This is a genomic window from Maritimibacter sp. DP1N21-5, assembly GCF_019218295.1.
Classification (GTDB): domain Bacteria; phylum Pseudomonadota; class Alphaproteobacteria; order Rhodobacterales; family Rhodobacteraceae; genus Maritimibacter.
This window is the reverse complement of the sequence record NZ_JAHUZF010000002.1, coordinates 1-15,650: the sequence shown is the minus strand read 5'-3', so window position 1 is coordinate 15,650 and position 15,650 is coordinate 1. Positions and strand designations below refer to the sequence as shown.

The following is a 15,650-nucleotide window of genomic DNA, read 5'->3' as shown; positions in this document are numbered from 1 at the left end:
TGGTCAGCCTGAAACGCTGATCGGCCTCAAGCACCCGACGATGACCTTCCGGCCTTGGACGTGGCCCACGACGCCTTCGCCCGGGATCTCCGCCACATCGGACGGAACGGGCAGAGCGAAGCCCCGCTCCTTCACGGCGGCGACGATGGCCTACGCCACAGGGTGCTTGGTCGCCTGGTTGAGCGCGGGAACGACGCCGGTGATCCAGATCAGGCTCGCAGCGTTGGGTCGACCGGAAAAGTAGAACGCAAGTCCCGCAATAAAGCCGGTCGCGGCAATGAGCAGGATAGCGGTCTTGAAGCGGTCGGTCCGTGTCGTCTCCGTGCGGCCTATCTCCCCTCGGCTGAGGCGATGGCCGCTGTCTCTTCGGAAAACAGTCGTCCAACTCCCACGCCTCTTGCGTTGCCATCAGCATCGCGCAGGAGGAACAGAGCGTCGAGCCCGCCTCGTTTTGCGAGTGTCGCTCCCTCCTCCGGCCCAAGCACCATGAGGGCCGTCGCCCAGGCATCGGCCTCGGCACAGGATCGGGCCACGACGGTGACGGAAGCCGGCGACGCGATCAGCGGCGCGCCCCGCCTCGGGTCCATCGTGTGCGACAGGCGGCGCCCCTGAACCTCGACCCAGTGGCGATAATCGCCGGAGGTGGCGACGGCGGCATCCTCAAGCGCGAGGATCGATTGCGGCGTCCGGCGCTCGGCGTCCGGCGCCTCGACCGCGATGGTCCAGGCCTCGGCGTCCGGACGTAGGCCCAGTGCACGCATCTCGCCATCTATCCCGACGAGCGCATCCGTAATCCCATGATCGCGCAGGGTTTCGGCGAGCCGGTCGACGCCATGGCCTTTGGCGATGCCGTTGAGGTCGAGCGCGATGGGCACGACTTTGCGCACGCGGGCGTCGTCCATCTCAAGCGCCTCATGTGCCGGGCGGCGCGCGGCGGTCATCGCGGCGCGGATGCCATCCGGCGCGGCGTCTCCGGGCCCGAAGCCCCAGGCCGTCACCGCGTCGCCCATGCCAATGTCGAACGCCCCGCCCGAGGCGCGCCCGATCTCGAGGCCGAGGCGCAGGACCGCAGCCAGTTGCGCGGGCACCGCCACCCATTCTCCCACCGGCGCCGCGTTGAGCCGCATCAGGTCGCTGCCCGGGTTCCAGGTCGACATCTGTCCGTCCACCTCTTCCACGGCCGCCTGCAGCGCCGCGCGGATCGGGGCCGGGTCGAAGTCCGGCTCCGCGAAGAACAGCGCCGACCAGCGCGTCCCCATCGTCGGACCGTTCAGGGCGATGCGCGCCAGTTCAGTAGACATCCTCGACATACCTCCCCTCCGCCTTCAGGACCGCCGGCGTGAGGCCGGCCGGTGCGAGGATCTCGGCCAGCGCCTCGGTCACGCCGGCGGCCATGTCCCGCCCGCCGCAGACCATCACGCGCGCGCCGTTGCGGATGAGCTCCGCGACCTGAGTGGCCTCGCCGCGCAGCGCGTCCTGGACATAGTGGGGCCGCGCCCCGCGCGAGACGGCCGTGACCAGCCGGGTCAGACGCCCCTCGTCCTGCCATCCGCAGAATTCCTCGCCGTAGAAGAAATCGCTGTCGGGATGGCGCATGCCGAAGAACAGGTGAACCGGCCTGCCGCGCGTGTTGCCGCGCACAATGCCCGCGAGCGGCCCGATGCCGGTTCCCGCGCCGATCAGGATCAGCGGCGCACGGCTCCGCCCCGGACGGAAACCGGGGTTGGGGCGCAGGAAAGCGCTCACTGTGTCGCCCGGCTCCAGCGCCGTGAGCTGGCCCGAGCAGAGGCCGCCGGGATGCTTCTTGACCACGATTTCGATGAAGCCGTCGCGTCGCCCGGAGGCGAGCGAATAGAGCCGCGGGACGGCGCCTCCTTCGGGCAGAATGCCGATCAGGTCGCCCGCCTGGAACCGGGCGAAGCCGCCCCGGAGCAACCGTTGCCAGAGCGAGGCGCGCGGCAGTGCGAAGCGGAGGATGGCGGTCGGGGCCTGCACCTCGGCGCCGTAGTCGCGGCGCGAGACGAGCGTCAGCGTGGTCGTTTGCGGCTGGACCGGCTGGTGCGTCAGTTCGAGCGCAATGCCGAGCACGTCTCCGAACGCCCGGCCCCAACGGGAGAAATCCTGCGGGGACTGACGGTCGATCGTGTCGAGCGGCAGAAGCTCCGGCCAGCCCTTCGCTTGCGCTGCTGCCGCAACGTCCTTGGCAAAGGCGCAGTAGGCCGGAAAACTCCGATCTCCGAATCCAAGCACAGCCATGGGAGTATCCGGCGTCCCGTCGAGGGCGTTAAGCCGGTCGAGAAAGCCTTTCGCCGACGCGGGCGCCGCGCCGTCGCCATAGGTCGCGGCGAGCAGGATGATCCGCTGGGCGTTGGTGTAGCGTTCCGGGGCGAGCCCCGACATCGGGCCGACATGGACGCTTTGCCCGGCTTCTGTCATTGCGGCCTGCAAGGTCGCGGCGAAGCCCCAGGTGCTGCCGCCCTCGCTGCCGACGAGCAGAATCGTCTCGGCGCGACCGGCAGGCTGATTTCCCCGGATGCGCGGCCGACCGCGCCGCCCGGCGAGCCAGATCACCACACCCGTCGCGCCCATCGCGGGCACGCCGAGCGCCATGAGCCCGAGCACGAGCCCCAGCGTCGCCGCCCCCTGTCCGGTGTGCAGCATGTAGATGGTCTCCGAGACGCGCTCCCATCCTGTCAGGTCGGCCCAGGCGAGGAGAGCGCCGTCGCCCTGATCGAGATATCCCGTGCCCCGGTCCGTCTTGACCGTGAAGACGTCCGTCGCGTCGCCGGGATAGGGAAAGCTCAGCTCGCGCAGCTCGGCGACGGGCGTCTGCCGCAACGTAATCATCTGATCGAGCGCGAACCCCGTCTCCCCGCTTACCTCGGCGGGGACGGCCGGCATGGAGCCTCCGTCTGGTAGAAGATCGAAGGTAGACGCCGTCATCCAGAGGGCGGTCGTGGAGGACAGGACGAGGCCGACAACAGCAATCCGGGCGATCTCGGCGTGCAGCCGCCCGGCGAGCGGTCCGCGCAGGGGCGCGAACCAGTGCCGCCAGCCGCCCGCCCGCCGCACGACAAGCGCGGCGCCGGAGAGCGAGAGGACCAGCATGGCGGCAGCCCCTGCAGCCATTGCGATGCGGCCGCCATCACCGAGGAACAGCGACCTGTGCAGGTTGGTCAGCCAGCGTTCGGCCTGGTTCGGGTCGGCCGAGGCCACGCCCTCGCCCGTCGCCGGGTCGATCACGGCGGCTCCCGGCGCGCCCTGATCGAACCAGTAGGCGGTGATCCGACCTGAGGGCGACCGGCGGATCTGCTCGACGCCCGGATAGACGGCCTGGATGCGGTCCGCGAGAGCGGCGACGGTCAGTCCGGCTTCCGCCTGCGGCGCGGCGATGCGCTCGGCCGCAGAAAAGACTGACAGCGCCGCGCCGCTCAGACTCAGGATGGTGACGAGCGCGAGGGCCAGCAGACCCGGCCAGCGATGGAGTGCACGGATCATGGCCCCGCTCCTCACATGTCGTAGGCGAAGCTGGCGATGTACCGGCGCCCGGTCACCGGCGTGCCCGCGCCATCGCTCGTGAGCGGGACGGCCACCTCGTTCGGGCTGTCGCGCATGTCTTCAACCGCCGCGTCGATGTGGAGCGTGTAGCCCGCATCGAAGAGCGCGTCCGCCAGGTCGAGCGTGATCTCTAGCGTGCGGCCCGCGCCGACGCTAGCGCCGGTGATGCCGTTGATCTGCGCGGTGTCGCCGGCGGTGGCGCGATACCAGTCGCTCAGGTGCTCGTAGTACTTGGACTTGCCGCCGGCCATCCAGAGACTGCCGACATAGGCGCCCGAGGCGTCGGCGACATAAAGCGCGAGATAGGCGCCGTCGCCGCCGTAATTGTTGAGAGTCGTGGTCAGGGTCACCGGCCGCGCAATAGCGTGTCCGGGAAGCGTCAGTGCCGTGGTCAGCGTGAGCGTTGCGAGAAGTGATTTCATCGGATGGGTCCTTGTTCGAAGAGGGGCTGCGGAGCGCTTCAGTTCACCTGAACTTGCGGAGGCGCGGCGTTGCCGAAGAGGCCATTCTGCGGCGGGGCGACGGTACCGGCGGGCGCGGGATTGCGGGCGCCACCGCGGCAATCGTCGTCGTCATCATCGTCGTCATCATCGTCGTCGCAGTCATCGTCATCATCGTCATCGTCGTCGTGACCGCGACGCGAACCGTCCCGCCAGCGGTCGTCGTCGTCATCGTCGCTTGCGAGAACGAGCGGCATGGCTTGCGAGGAGTCATCGAAGAGCGCGGCAACGGGCCGAAGGACGCCATCGGCCGGAGCTTGCATCGCACTCCAGGCGGGAATGCCGATCGCGGCGGTCAGCGCCGTGGATGCGGCAAGAAGGGTCAGAGTCTTTTTCATGGCAGGGTCTCCTTGTCATCTGCTGTGGACAATCTGGAGATCCGACCTGAGGGCTTCCTGACGCGGCAGCGATTCCCGCTTCAGCTTGCCGTCAGGAAGAAAGAGGCCGGCGCGACGAGAAAGGCCCCGCCCGTGAGAGCGAGGCCAAAGGGGGGCCGAAGGGACGGTCGGCCTTGGGGTTGGGTGCGGTCAGGCGATGTCGCCGGGACCGGGTCCGCGCTTGTCGCCGGTCACCATGGCGCCCGCCAGGTTCTCGTGGTGCCGGAAGGAGGCCAGCGCGACGCCGCCCACATGCAGCGCGGCCAAGAGCAGCATCAGGTTGGCGAGCGTCTCGTGGACCTCCTTCAGGGGTCCCTCGACCTCTCCCCGCGCGCCGTATTGCCGCTCGTCGTCGTCACCTTCGTCGTCGGCCCAGGCGGGCGCCACGATGGCGGGCATGGACGGGAGCATCGCCAGACGGGCCTCGTCCTCCATGAGCCAGCCGGTGAAAGCCGTCCCGGACAGTGTAATCAGCAGCGCCACAACCATCGCCGCGCCCGCCGGGTTGTGGCCGAGGTAGCGCCGCTCGCGTCCGCGGGTCATGTCTCCGAGATAGGCCAGCGTCTCGCCGGGGCCTTTCAGGAACTGGGCGAAGCGCGCGTAGCGACTGCCGACGAGGCCCCAGACCAGCCGGAAGGCCACAAGTGCGGCGACGGTGTAGCCTGCGAGCTCATGGACGGGTTGCAGCTCGTCCGCAGTCAGCCATGCGGTCGCGAAGGCCGCGACCAGGCCCCAATGGAACACGCGGACCAGCGGATCCCAGACACGGACCTTGCTGCCCGGCCCCGTGCTCATCTCTGGCGCCTGAGGTGAGATTGCGTCAGTCATCGTCGCCTCCTTCGCGATCCCGGCGGGGGCGCTCGTCGTCGTCCTCGTACTCGAACTCGATCACCTGGAGTGTCGCCGGATGAACGGTCACCTCGATCCGGCGTCCCTCGCCGTCCCGGCCGTCGATCTCGTAGCAGCCGTCGTCGATCTTGATCCGGCGCACCGTCCAGCCGTTCTCCTCGGCCAGCCGGGCGACGGCGTCCCGCGGCTGCCAGTCGGCCATCGGCACGAAGCAGTCGTCGTCCGCCAGCGCGACACCGGCCGGCAAGACCGCGAGAAAGCCGAGAATTGTCAATGTCTTCTTCATGGGCCAAACTCCTCGATGCGGCCATCTTGACGATATTCATGCGCGGCGAAGCTGACAGCAGCCTGAAGGGACATATCCCGCCGCTTCAGCTTCCTGTCAGCCAGACGGATCATGGAGGGTCATCGGAAGTGGACGGGGACGGGGACGAGCATGCGCATCCTGCTGATCGAGGACGACACGGTGCTTGGCGCAGCGGTGCGCGACCAGATCGCGGCCGATGGGCAGTCGGTCGATTGGGTGATGCGCCTTGAAGCAGCCGGCGACGCGGCGAAAGCCGCGTCCTACGACCTGATCCTGCTCGACCTGATGCTTCCGGACGGTCGCGGGATCGGCTTCCTGAAGAGCCTGCGCGCGCGCGGAGACGTGACCCCGGTCATCATCCTGACCGCGCTCGACCAGGTGTCGGATCGGATCGAGGGGCTGAACGCGGGCGCCGACGACTATCTCGTGAAGCCCTTCGACCTCGCTGAGTTGTCCGCGCGGATCGGGTCTGTCGCTCGACGCTACAGCGGCAACCCGAACCCCATCGTCACCCACGGGCCGCTGGACATTGATCTCGCTGCCCGCAGCGTTCATCGCGAGGGCAAGCCGGTGCAACTGACCGCAAGGGAATGGGCGTTGTTCGAAGCCTTCCTCGCACGTCCCGGTCAACTCCTGTCCAAGGCACAGTTGGAGGAGAAGCTTTACGCCTTCGACGCGGAGGTGGAGAGCAACACCATAGAGGTTCATGTAAGCCGCCTGCGCAAGAAGCTGGGGACGGCGGTCATCGAGACCGAGCGCGGCATGGGCTACAGGCTGGGCCGTCCATGAGATGGCCCGCCAGCCTTCAGGGCAGACTCGGCCTGTCGCTCGGCCTGGCGATGACGGTTCTGTGGCTGCTCGCGGCGACTGTGACGGCCGTGATCGTCCGGGGCGAGCTGGACGAGGTCTTTGACAGCGCCCTGCGAGAGACTGCGGAACGGATCCTGCCGCTTGCGGCGACCGACATCGTCGGCCGGGAAGATCAGGGCGTGACTCAACGGCTCGCGCCCATCCGGGAACACGACGAGTTCTTCACCTACCTCGTCCGCGATGCCGAGGGGCGCATCCTGCTGCAATCGCACGCGGCCGACCCTGCCGTGTTCCCGCCCTGGGAGGGTCAGGGGTATCGGCAGACCGCAACCCACCGGTTCTACAGCGACGCGGCGCTTCAGGACACGATCCGGATCACCGTGGCCGAGCCGCTGGCTCATCGCGCGTCGGTCGCGCGGGAGATCCGGATGGGGCTCGGCCTGCCGCTGCTGGTCGTGCTGCCGATCGCGTTGGTGGCAATCATTCTTGCCGTTCGCTTCAGCCTCGATCCGCTGCGCCGGTTCCGTGATCGGCTGGATGCACGTGGTGCTCGCGACCTGTCGGAGGTTCCTGCCAGCGATCTGCCGACGGAGATTGGTCCGCTGGCCACGACACTCAACGGCCTGCTGGTCCGGCTGCGCGATGCGTTCGAGGCCGAGCGCAGCTTTGCCGCGAACGCAGCCCACGAGTTGAGAACGCCGCTGGCCGGCGCCATCGCCCAGGCGCAGAGGCTGAGGGCGGAGACGCGGGAGCCGACCACCGAAGCCCGTGCCGCCGAGATCGAGGCGACGCTCAAGCGCCTGACCCGGCTCTCAGAACGCCTCATGCAGCTCGCGCGGGCGGAAGGCGGGAGGCTGCGGATGGACCGGAGCGCAGACCTGAGGGCAGTCGCACGCGTCGTGGTAGACGATATCGGACGCGCGGGCGCTCCTGGCCGCATCGTCCTGAACCTTCCTGACGCAGCTGTCATGTCGGACATTGACCCCGACGCCTTCGCCATCTTGTGCCGCAACCTTGTGGAAAACGCTCTCCGTCACGGAGCGGAAAATCTGGCAGTCGAGGTGACGCTGACGGCGGACGGCCACCTCGTTGTCGCGAACGATGGTCCCGTCGTGCCGCGCGAGATGCTCGACCGACTGACGGCACGCTTCGAACGGGGCAATACAAGCACCGATGGCAGCGGGCTTGGCCTTGCCATCGTCGCGGCCATCGCGAACCGGATCGGAAGCTCGCTCGTTTTGAAATCGCCGCGACCTGGTGGATCTTCCGGTTTCGAAGCATCGCTCAGGTTGCCGACCGAAGTCCCGGACACCACTGCGAAGCGCGACGCCTAGCAGGAGACGGATGCCGGAACGTCAGCAAACCCGCGCTTGGTCCCGCATCACGGCAAAATCGGCCATCATGTCCGCGACCGCCGAGCCCTCCGGCAGGAGAGCCAGTTCGTCGGTGCTGGCAGACTAATTCGAACTCGTCTTTTCATCGAAAGGCGTGCTGTCCCTTATGTCGCGAGAAGTCCGTGCCACTCGGCCAGAGCGGCGGTGCGAGCGGCCTTGAACTGGGGTCTGTGTGGGGTTTCTTCGTCATCGTCTATCTCTCTGAAATCCCACAGCGTGTGCTGCATGTATCTGCTATAGCGATGGCGTCGATGGGGGGGCGGGATGTGGGACGTGATGAGGCGGGCCTGGAGAGGGGAGGCACGGGGATGAGATGGACGGGGTCCGGGCGCGCTGCTCTTGTCTTGGAGGGGCAGATCGATAGTTCCGGTAGGGCAGTGGATCGAACGCCGTTCGCGCACCCCTCACAGGCTGGCACGTGCGGTGCCCCATTGCGGGGGCGATCGAGCAGGCTCGAAAGGTGCGCCCCGGCCTTGTCGAGCGCCATTGGGGGTGGAAGCCGACAACACGCTTGTGTCTGAGGCTGTCACCTGCCGCGCCGGGTTCCTCATCGCGATCGCCTCGCGAAACTATCGGATCGGGCGAGACAGGTGAGGCGTCCGTCGGTCAGTGAGCGTATGCCACTACGGACAGGACGGTCTGATGCTGCGGATCCGTGAATGTCCCGTCCATGTTGAGCTTCACCGGATCACCGTTTCCGAGCACGTAGCGGATCGCCTCTCCATCTGATTGCTTGATTACGGTGACGGGTCCATCGGAGTCGGAGATGCACTCCAGGATCTGCACATTCGTCCAGTCTGCGGTCATGAGAACCTCCCTTGGTAGATCGTCGGCGGGTATATCCGCCAGTTGCCTTCCTGATTGTCGTTCACGACACAGCTGGGAAATTTCCATAGGAAAAATGGGCGCGTCAACGGTCTCCTGCAACGGTTTCAGCCTTGGGTCATTCTTGGCCCACCCCGGCGGTTTCGCTGGCAGAAAGACGCCGGAGCGTGTTTGAGGGCAGGTCCCATCGCGACTGGCCCTGCAATGGCTCGGGATACCATGCGGCCCGGCGATGGGGCTGCCCACTGACATCGGCATACCAGAGTGCTTGCCCCGGGCCGCGTCCAAGAAAAGCCATATTTGTTAACTGCTTAGATAAGAGCCGCCTGAAAATTGAGCTTGTTTGTCACCGTGAGCTCTGATCTAAAGGTGCGGCTCAGTGACGTGGGGTCAAAGGGATGGACAAACTGCAATCAATCTACGAGCTGCGCAATCTCCTGCGGCAGGTCGAGCGCGAAGTTGGACTGAGCCATTTGACCCGGGTCGAGCGCGATGTGCTTCTCGCGGCGCGCAGTCTCTGCCTGACGAGAGAGAATATCCTCGTGACGGATTGCATTCAAAGCCATCCCCTGCTGGAACGCGTCGCGCCAGAGGTTGTCCAGCAAGCGATTACGCGATTGCTCGGCCTTGGACTTCTCCTGCCGGCGGGCAAGTGCATGCCCGGTTCTTACGTTGTTCAGTGGGAATTGGTGGAAAGTCTTTCGCGCATAGGGTAGAACGGCCGAAAATTTATTCGGTCTGCCCAATGCAATATTTCAGCGTCGTCCTTGCCGTGGTCTTGGCCTACGTCATCGCTCACGGGTTCACAGCCCTTCTGATAACGCCGATCCAGTCCCATTTCCTGCCGGACATCACGACATTCGCGAGCCTCGCCTACCTGCCACATGGGATCCGCGTTCTCGCGACCTGGCTCTACCGATGGAAGGCCGTTCCGGCGTTGTTCGTGGGTGCGCTGCTCTCGGAAATGCTGTTCACGCCGGGCGGTGCTTCTGCGATCCTGTCGCCCGTCATGTTGATGTCGGTCCTCGTCGGTGCGGCAAGTGCGTTCCTGGCCTTCGAGGGAATGCGCCTGATTGGGTTTCCGGCCTACGCCAGCCCACGCCGCCAGATTCACTGGACGCATGTGCTCATGACGGGCGTGGTCTCGTCCCTGCTCAATTCAGCCGGGCAGTCGATCGTCTTCTCGTCCGAGATCCTGACGAGCAAAGCGCTCGGTGTGTTCGCGATCTATGCGCTGGGGGACATCGTGGGACTGGTGCTCACGACACTCGCTCTCATGCTGATCTTCCGGTGGGTGCGTCTGAGCAACGGCCGGTCGGCCGGGAATCGGCAAAGCCGGCGCTGATGTTGATCGAAAGGCCTTCCCTCCGGGTCATTCAAATCTGTGTCGTTCTGACAACGAGATGAGCAGCATCAGATGATGACGCAAGATCAGCGATGCTCGTTGTCGCGCGGCTTCGCGAGCTGTCGGGCGATCTCCTTTCGCCCCGGGTTGCACCTTTTTCAAACTGCTGAAACTTTGCGCACATCTCAATGGAGGGGTGGATGTGCATATTCTGAAGGCGCTGGGTCCCGCTGTCGCGCGTGTCTCGACGATCGAGGCCCTCCGCGCCGGGGGCGGCGCCTTGGTCGGCCTCGCGCTGACGGGGCTATTTCTGCTGTCGCCGTATATCGACGCTGACCAAGGGTTGTTTCTCATCGCGCCTTTCGGCGCAACGTCGGTCCTCCTCTTCGCCATACCCAACAGTCCGCTCGCGCAGCCTTGGTCGGCGATCGTCGGCAATACGATCGCCGCGGTGATCGGCATTGCCGTTTGCCTCACCTTGCCGGACCCAGTGCTGCGTGTCGCTCTGGCCGTCAGTCTGGCGATCACCGCCACGATCCTGTGCCGTGCGGTGCATCCGCCTGCCGGGGCCGTCGCGATGACGGCAGCGCTGTCGCCCGATATTGCCAGGGAGCTGGGCTTCTGGTTCGCCCTCGCGCCCGTGGCGGTCGGCACCACCGCGCTCGTGGTGCTCGCGGCGCTCTATGCCAGGATCACAGGGCGCCGATACCCGTTCCGCCAGTTCGATGATCCCAGCAAGCATGGCACGGACGATCGAAATCCGACCGAACGTCTCGGCCTGTCGGAAGACGAACTAACGGAGATCCTCGAACGCTACAGTCAATCGTTCAACCTCGGGGTCGAGGACCTGGCCCGACTGATCGGCGCTGCCGAATTACAGGCCGCCGCGCAGTCCTCGGGTCCGTTGACGGCCGAGGACATCATGTCGCGCGGTCTCGTCACGGTGAGCCCTGACACGCCGCTTGGGGCGGTCGCAGATCTCTTCCGGCAGCACAGGTTCACGTCGCTCCCCGTCGTCGCGCCTGACAAGGGCTTTCTCGGCGTCATCTTCCAGATGCATCTCATCAACCAGGCGCGCGCCGATGCCCTGCGTCTCGAACGGGGCTACGGTGCGGCGCTTCGGCGTTTGCTGGACCGGGACCGGGAGAAGCCCGTGACAGCCGGCGACATCATGAGCGTCGCCGGTCCCCGCGCGACCACCCACACACCGATCGGCGCGCTTCTTCCGATGATGGCGGAGGGCGACGTGGATGCCGTTCCGGTCATCGCCTACGGAAAGATCGTCGGGATCGTGACCCGAACCGACCTCATCGCCGCACTGGCCCGGAGAGCGGCGCGCGGCGGCGGATGAGTTTGATGTCAGTATCTTCACAATAGATACTGCAAGGTCGGCATGCCGAAGGTGCTTTCGCAAGCCCGTGATCGTATTGCCAAGATCGCGCATCAAAGACGGTAGACCTGACTTCACTGCGAACGAGGCATTTCCGGCCGACATTACATGCTGGCCTGCCCATTCGGTTCTCTGCAACAACGACAGTGAACAAGTGGTATGGATGCTGGTGCGCATGGAAGCGCTGACACCGCATGGCGCCAGCGCCCATTGCCATTTGCAGGTATCTTTGTCCGCCGTCTGCTGAGGCGGCTGGATTGACTACCAACTGACACCCCACAGTCCGCAACGTCCAACCCGTCTAGCTGGACGACCAGCCAAACCGCTCGGGATACTGAAGGACATGCCGATCGATGGGAGCGGCCTTGATCCCTGTCAGGGTGGCGATGTCGTCAGTGACAAGCTCCTGTTCGCCAAGAGCCATGGAGGTGAACGCGCTTCGGCGGGTTTTCTTCATCCCGACCGGGTCGGGCAGCCCCTTGAGGCAGAGGTTTTCGTAGTCATCGACGTCTTCGAACCTGAGAGACAGATTCAGGAGATCGTTGATGCGATCCGTCGTCTCCTGCATCGTCAAAGCTTCCGGCCCGGTCAGGTCATACACCTTGCCCTCATGCCCGGGGGTGCGCAGAACGGCGGCGACGGCACTTCCGATGTCGCGGCGCGACACCCAGCTGACCCGGCCTTCCCCTGCCGGCGCGCGGCACAGGCCCTCGTCGTTGTAGAAAGCTTCTGCGGAAGACTGGTAGAGACCGGTCCGCAGGATGGTGAAGGGCACCCCGGACTCCCGGATCATTTTCTCGGTTTCCCAATGGGAGGTCGCGTGTTCGAACTCGGCATCGGGCGCGCAGTTTATGTATGACAGATAGGCGAGCTGAGCGACGCCGCGATCGGCCGCGGCTTTCACGAAGGCGCGGTGCATTTCCAGCCGGATGTCGTAGGTTTCGTAGACCGAGACCATGAAGACGCGATCGCCGGGATTGAACGCCTCGACGAGTTGGGGGTCGAGATAGCCGGTGCGCACCACTTCGGTTGGCTTGAGATGCGCGACTTTTGACGGGTCGCGCACGAGCAAGCGCGTTTCCACGCCGGATTCACTCAGGATTCGTGCTGCCTCTCCGCCAACATGTCCACTTGCGCCGCTAATGACGATCATTGTTTCACCTCCTCGTTGTTCGTTGAATCATGTTCAGATGGTGAATATTTTTTCAGCGTCCCTGCCTGTCGTCTTGAACCTCGCTGCCACGACAGTTGACTGTCTTTGCCAAAATGCCAGTTGCGGGTTCGCAGCCGGTTTCCGGGACGAAACTGTTGGGTATAGTCGGCCAAACCTGACACTGCTGACGCGCGTTGTCCGCGGGCTGGCCCAGGGCTGGCACCGGGCTGCTCGCGCAAACGACCACGAGGACCAAAGGCCGTTCATGCACCGACACGCAAACTGGTCCACATGGGCGGGCCTTTCCGATCCGGGCAAGAGACCTGAGTTTTCAAACAGGCCGTCCGCCTTGCAAAGCCGGTAGAATCCTCGAATTCTAGCCAACAATCTTCTCGACTGACGGGGGTGACATCATGGGTCCAGGAGACTTTGCCGACAGGCTCAACAGGGTCTACGGTCGGTTCGACGTGCAACCTTTGTCCGGGCCCTTCTCTGGCGGTGCGTGGATCGGGGACGAGAAGAACCCACTTGCCCCGGCGAGTATCGTCACGAGACAGGTCTCCGTTACCCGCGCCAAGAATGCCCTGAAACCGGCGCTCGACGACTTTCTCTTCTTCCTGATCCAGACGAAGGGGCGTCAGCATATCAGGCACCACAGGCGATCCCTGACCCTGTCCCCCGGCGATCTGACGATCTTCAACGGGCGAGACACCTGCGAGATGATCGCCCCGACGGCCAGCGAAGTCCAGGTCATGAGCCTTGGTCGCGGGATATTGAAGGACACCGACCTGTTCGACTCGCTCGCCTTCAAGCGATTGCCCGGCCAGACGATGCGTGTCCGGATTTTGGCCGAGATCCTGCGGATGCTGGCCACATCTCCCGGGTCCGCTTTGATTGCCGAAGACAGCGCCTATATCGAGGACCTGTTGAGGGCGGCGATCCGCGGACTGGACGATGAGCACAAGGTCGTCCTTTCATCCAGCCGCCAGCCCACGCTCGAGGACATCGAGAAGTTCGCGCGCCAGCACCTGAACGAGCCCGATCTTGGGCCAATTCGCATCGCCAGCGTGTTCGGCTTGTCCCTTCGATCGCTCTATCGGTTGTTCGCCGCACAGCAGGTCACTCCGTCGAACTGGGTTTGGTCGCTTCGGCTCGATGAGGCAGAGCGGCGGCTCGTGTCGCGGGACTGGGCCCCGCAGACGGTGACCGACATCGCGTATTCGGTGGGCTTCAACGATTCCGCTCATTTTTCGCGGACCTTCGCTCGAACCTACGGGATGACACCAAGCCGCTATCGTCGCGAGCGTTTGCCGTTCTTGACTTAGGCATTGCGCCTACTGGCCACGCAGGGTCAACTGGCTTTTCCGGCCAAGATATCCACCTGCCGACGGCTCTTGAGGGTCGGTTGAAAGATACGTGCGAGTGGGTTCGACGCCTCCTCAGGCCACGCGGTGGGGGCGGGTATCTTTCACCGGATCGAGCGCGAGCAATCTGCGTTCCGTGACCAAGAAGAAACGATAGACCGCGCCCGCATCGCAGCACATAACTTCAATGCAATGCGTTGAACAATCTCCTGAAGATGCCCAAGGCCGGCGCCCTTGCCATACCGTTCGCGATCAAGCGCGTGGCCCATTAAGTCACGGCGAATGCGTTCATCCACCCCGACAGCAAGCATCCGGTCCTCGAAACTGTGGCGAAGTCCATAGAGCGAATGTCCAGGGGTCTCCATCAGACCATTCCCGCGAAGGTATTTGTTCACAGTTGCTGACAGGCTCGCCGAGCTGTGTTGATACCGAGGGAACCCGTTTGAGAAATGTCGCATCGCACTTAGGCTCACCCCCACCAATGGAATTTTGCGACGAGCGTTTGCGCTCTTGAATTGGCGAACGACAGGCTCAATCGAAATATGTGGAACGTCCCCTCCGAAGTGGCTTTGTCCAGCCATCAAGGCCGCTAACTCGCAGGGTCGCGCGCCCGTGTTGACCATAGCCAGAACGATTTGCTCCCCATCCCGCGACATACTGCTCCCACGCCAGGCCAGCCTTTTTCGCAGCCTCGGAGGACCCGTCAGTATGAAGGGAAAGCCAAGTGAGTTTCCGGGGCTCAATCGACTCATATCGCTTCGGCACCCTTTTGTTCAGGTACAGGGTTTTCCCCAGCTTCTTGATCGCCATACCAACGTACCCTGATCAAGAGATGCATAGCACCTCGAGACATCCAGAGGCCCGTCAATCAGACGATTTCATGAAATCAACACACTTATCAAGACCTTACAGGAAATCACGGCAAGGGATCGTGGCGGAGGGAATGGGTCTGATATCCAACCTTCTCCACCTGCAGGTCATTCGATTTAGAGGTCGCAGAATCTCGTTTACCCTGTTCTGGCGTCAACCGGAGCAGCGCCCGACAATGGCCTCCAGTGTCTGGTCTCGGCCACTCGCCTTCAGTTTGGCGACCTCGGCTTCAAGTGCGGCAATCCGCGCATCCCGCGCCGCGAGGGCTGCGGCAACATCTGCGGCCTCGAACCGCTGCGGAATATGCTGGGGACAGTTCGCATCCCAGGCAGACACCGTGAACAGGATCACCTGCTCGGCGCGCGCCTTGTAGCCGGCGGGCATGAGGTCCGCGACCAGCCTGCCATCCTCCTCGATGACTTTCGCCGTTCCCCATATCTTGATCCGCCGCCGGTTGGCGTAGTCGATCAGAAACAAGTAGGCCTTGGGGTTGTCCACGAGATTTCCCGTGGTGATGAATTGCCGGTTGCCGACATAGTCAACAAAGCCAAGTGTCTGCGGGTCGATCACCTTCAGGAAGCCGGCGGGACCGCCCCGATGCTGGATATATGGCTGCCCTTCGGCGTTGGCGGTCGCCATAAACAAGCTGGTTTGCCCTTCGATGAACGCTTTGAGGTCGAGCGTTATTTCAGTGCGCCAGCCCCCCGCCTGTTCCTGATTGGCATAGGCCTTGCGCGAACCATTGCGGGTCTGGATGTCCTTTACCGTCGGGGTGAAGGCGACATCGCTGGTAGTGCCCCGTGGGGTGGTGTAAGAGGCCGCGCGCGAAGCCCTTGGCGTAGCGCAGCGCGCGGCCGGGCTGGCGGCCATCGCGCTTCTTCGTAGTCTGAGGTTGTTCGAAGACCGAC

The 15,650-nt window shown here is 64.4% G+C and carries 15 protein-coding genes; 6 read left to right on the top strand and 9 right to left on the bottom strand.

Annotated elements, in window-relative coordinates; all coding sequences use genetic code 11:
• Positions 1-329: 329 nt before the first annotated feature.
• The 6 genes from KJP29_RS00700 to KJP29_RS00675 all read right to left on the bottom strand — a co-directional run bounded on the left by KJP29_RS00700 (position 330) and on the right by KJP29_RS00675 (position 5,570).
• Complete coding sequence (locus KJP29_RS00700) at positions 330-1,310, bottom strand: FAD:protein FMN transferase (protein WP_218461620.1); 981 nt, start codon at positions 1,308-1,310, stop codon at positions 330-332.
• Entirely contained in the window at positions 1,291-3,498 is a 2,208-nt protein-coding gene (locus KJP29_RS00695) for a PepSY domain-containing protein (protein ID WP_218461619.1), read from the bottom strand. Before KJP29_RS00695 ends, KJP29_RS00700 begins: the two co-directional genes overlap by 20 nt.
• Before the next feature lie 11 nt (positions 3,499-3,509).
• Positions 3,510-3,980: a DUF2271 domain-containing protein gene (locus KJP29_RS00690; RefSeq protein WP_218461618.1), complete on the bottom strand. Its 471-nt coding sequence runs from the start codon at positions 3,978-3,980 to the stop codon at positions 3,510-3,512.
• Positions 3,981-4,018: 38 nt separating this feature from the next.
• A complete protein-coding gene (locus KJP29_RS00685) occupies positions 4,019-4,396 on the bottom strand; it encodes a hypothetical protein (RefSeq protein ID WP_218461617.1) in 378 nt (125 codons plus the stop codon).
• A gap of 189 nt (positions 4,397-4,585) precedes the next feature.
• Positions 4,586-5,263: a cytochrome b/b6 domain-containing protein gene (locus tag KJP29_RS00680; protein ID WP_255553378.1), complete on the bottom strand. Its 678-nt coding sequence runs from the start codon at positions 5,261-5,263 to the stop codon at positions 4,586-4,588.
• Positions 5,256-5,570, bottom strand: coding sequence for a PepSY domain-containing protein (locus tag KJP29_RS00675; protein WP_218461616.1), 315 nt, complete (start codon positions 5,568-5,570; stop codon positions 5,256-5,258). Before KJP29_RS00675 ends, KJP29_RS00680 begins: the two co-directional genes overlap by 8 nt.
• Positions 5,571-5,720: 150 nt before the next feature.
• Here KJP29_RS00675 and KJP29_RS00670 point away from each other — a divergent pair, with 150 nt between their 5' ends.
• Entirely contained in the window at positions 5,721-6,380 is a 660-nt protein-coding gene (locus KJP29_RS00670; RefSeq protein WP_218461615.1) for a response regulator transcription factor, read from the top strand.
• A complete protein-coding gene (locus KJP29_RS00665; RefSeq protein WP_218461614.1) occupies positions 6,377-7,735 on the top strand; it encodes an ATP-binding protein in 1,359 nt (452 codons plus the stop codon). The genes KJP29_RS00670 and KJP29_RS00665 overlap by 4 nt, the downstream gene beginning before the upstream one ends.
• Before the next feature lie 666 nt (positions 7,736-8,401).
• Here KJP29_RS00665 and KJP29_RS00660 read toward each other — a convergent pair.
• Positions 8,402-8,602: an MHC class I heavy chain gene (locus KJP29_RS00660; RefSeq protein ID WP_218461613.1), complete on the bottom strand. Its 201-nt coding sequence runs from the start codon at positions 8,600-8,602 to the stop codon at positions 8,402-8,404.
• A gap of 416 nt (positions 8,603-9,018) precedes the next feature.
• Between KJP29_RS00660 and KJP29_RS00655 the strand changes: the two genes are divergently transcribed.
• The 3 genes from KJP29_RS00655 to KJP29_RS00645 all read left to right on the top strand — a co-directional run bounded on the left by KJP29_RS00655 (position 9,019) and on the right by KJP29_RS00645 (position 11,316).
• Positions 9,019-9,336 (top strand): hypothetical protein, encoded by a 318-nt coding sequence (locus tag KJP29_RS00655; RefSeq protein WP_218461612.1) that lies wholly within the window; start codon positions 9,019-9,021, stop codon positions 9,334-9,336.
• A 29-nt stretch (positions 9,337-9,365) separates the two neighbouring features.
• Complete coding sequence (locus KJP29_RS00650; RefSeq protein ID WP_218461611.1) at positions 9,366-9,965, top strand: hypothetical protein; 600 nt, start codon at positions 9,366-9,368, stop codon at positions 9,963-9,965.
• Between the two features lie 202 nt (positions 9,966-10,167).
• A complete protein-coding gene (locus tag KJP29_RS00645; protein ID WP_218461610.1) occupies positions 10,168-11,316 on the top strand; it encodes an HPP family protein in 1,149 nt (382 codons plus the stop codon).
• Between the two features lie 340 nt (positions 11,317-11,656).
• Here KJP29_RS00645 and KJP29_RS00640 read toward each other — a convergent pair whose 3' ends face one another.
• Entirely contained in the window at positions 11,657-12,508 is an 852-nt protein-coding gene (locus KJP29_RS00640) for an NAD(P)H-binding protein (RefSeq protein WP_218461609.1), read from the bottom strand.
• A gap of 413 nt (positions 12,509-12,921) precedes the next feature.
• Between KJP29_RS00640 and KJP29_RS00635 the strand changes: the two genes are divergently transcribed.
• Positions 12,922-13,833, top strand: coding sequence for a helix-turn-helix domain-containing protein (locus KJP29_RS00635; RefSeq protein ID WP_370630749.1), 912 nt, complete (start codon positions 12,922-12,924; stop codon positions 13,831-13,833).
• A 1,062-nt stretch (positions 13,834-14,895) separates the two neighbouring features.
• On the opposite strand, the gene KJP29_RS00630 is transcribed toward KJP29_RS00635, so the two are convergent.
• Positions 14,896-15,650: pyridoxamine 5'-phosphate oxidase family protein (locus KJP29_RS00630; protein WP_370630748.1), on the bottom strand; the 755-nt coding region annotated here is incomplete at its 5' end.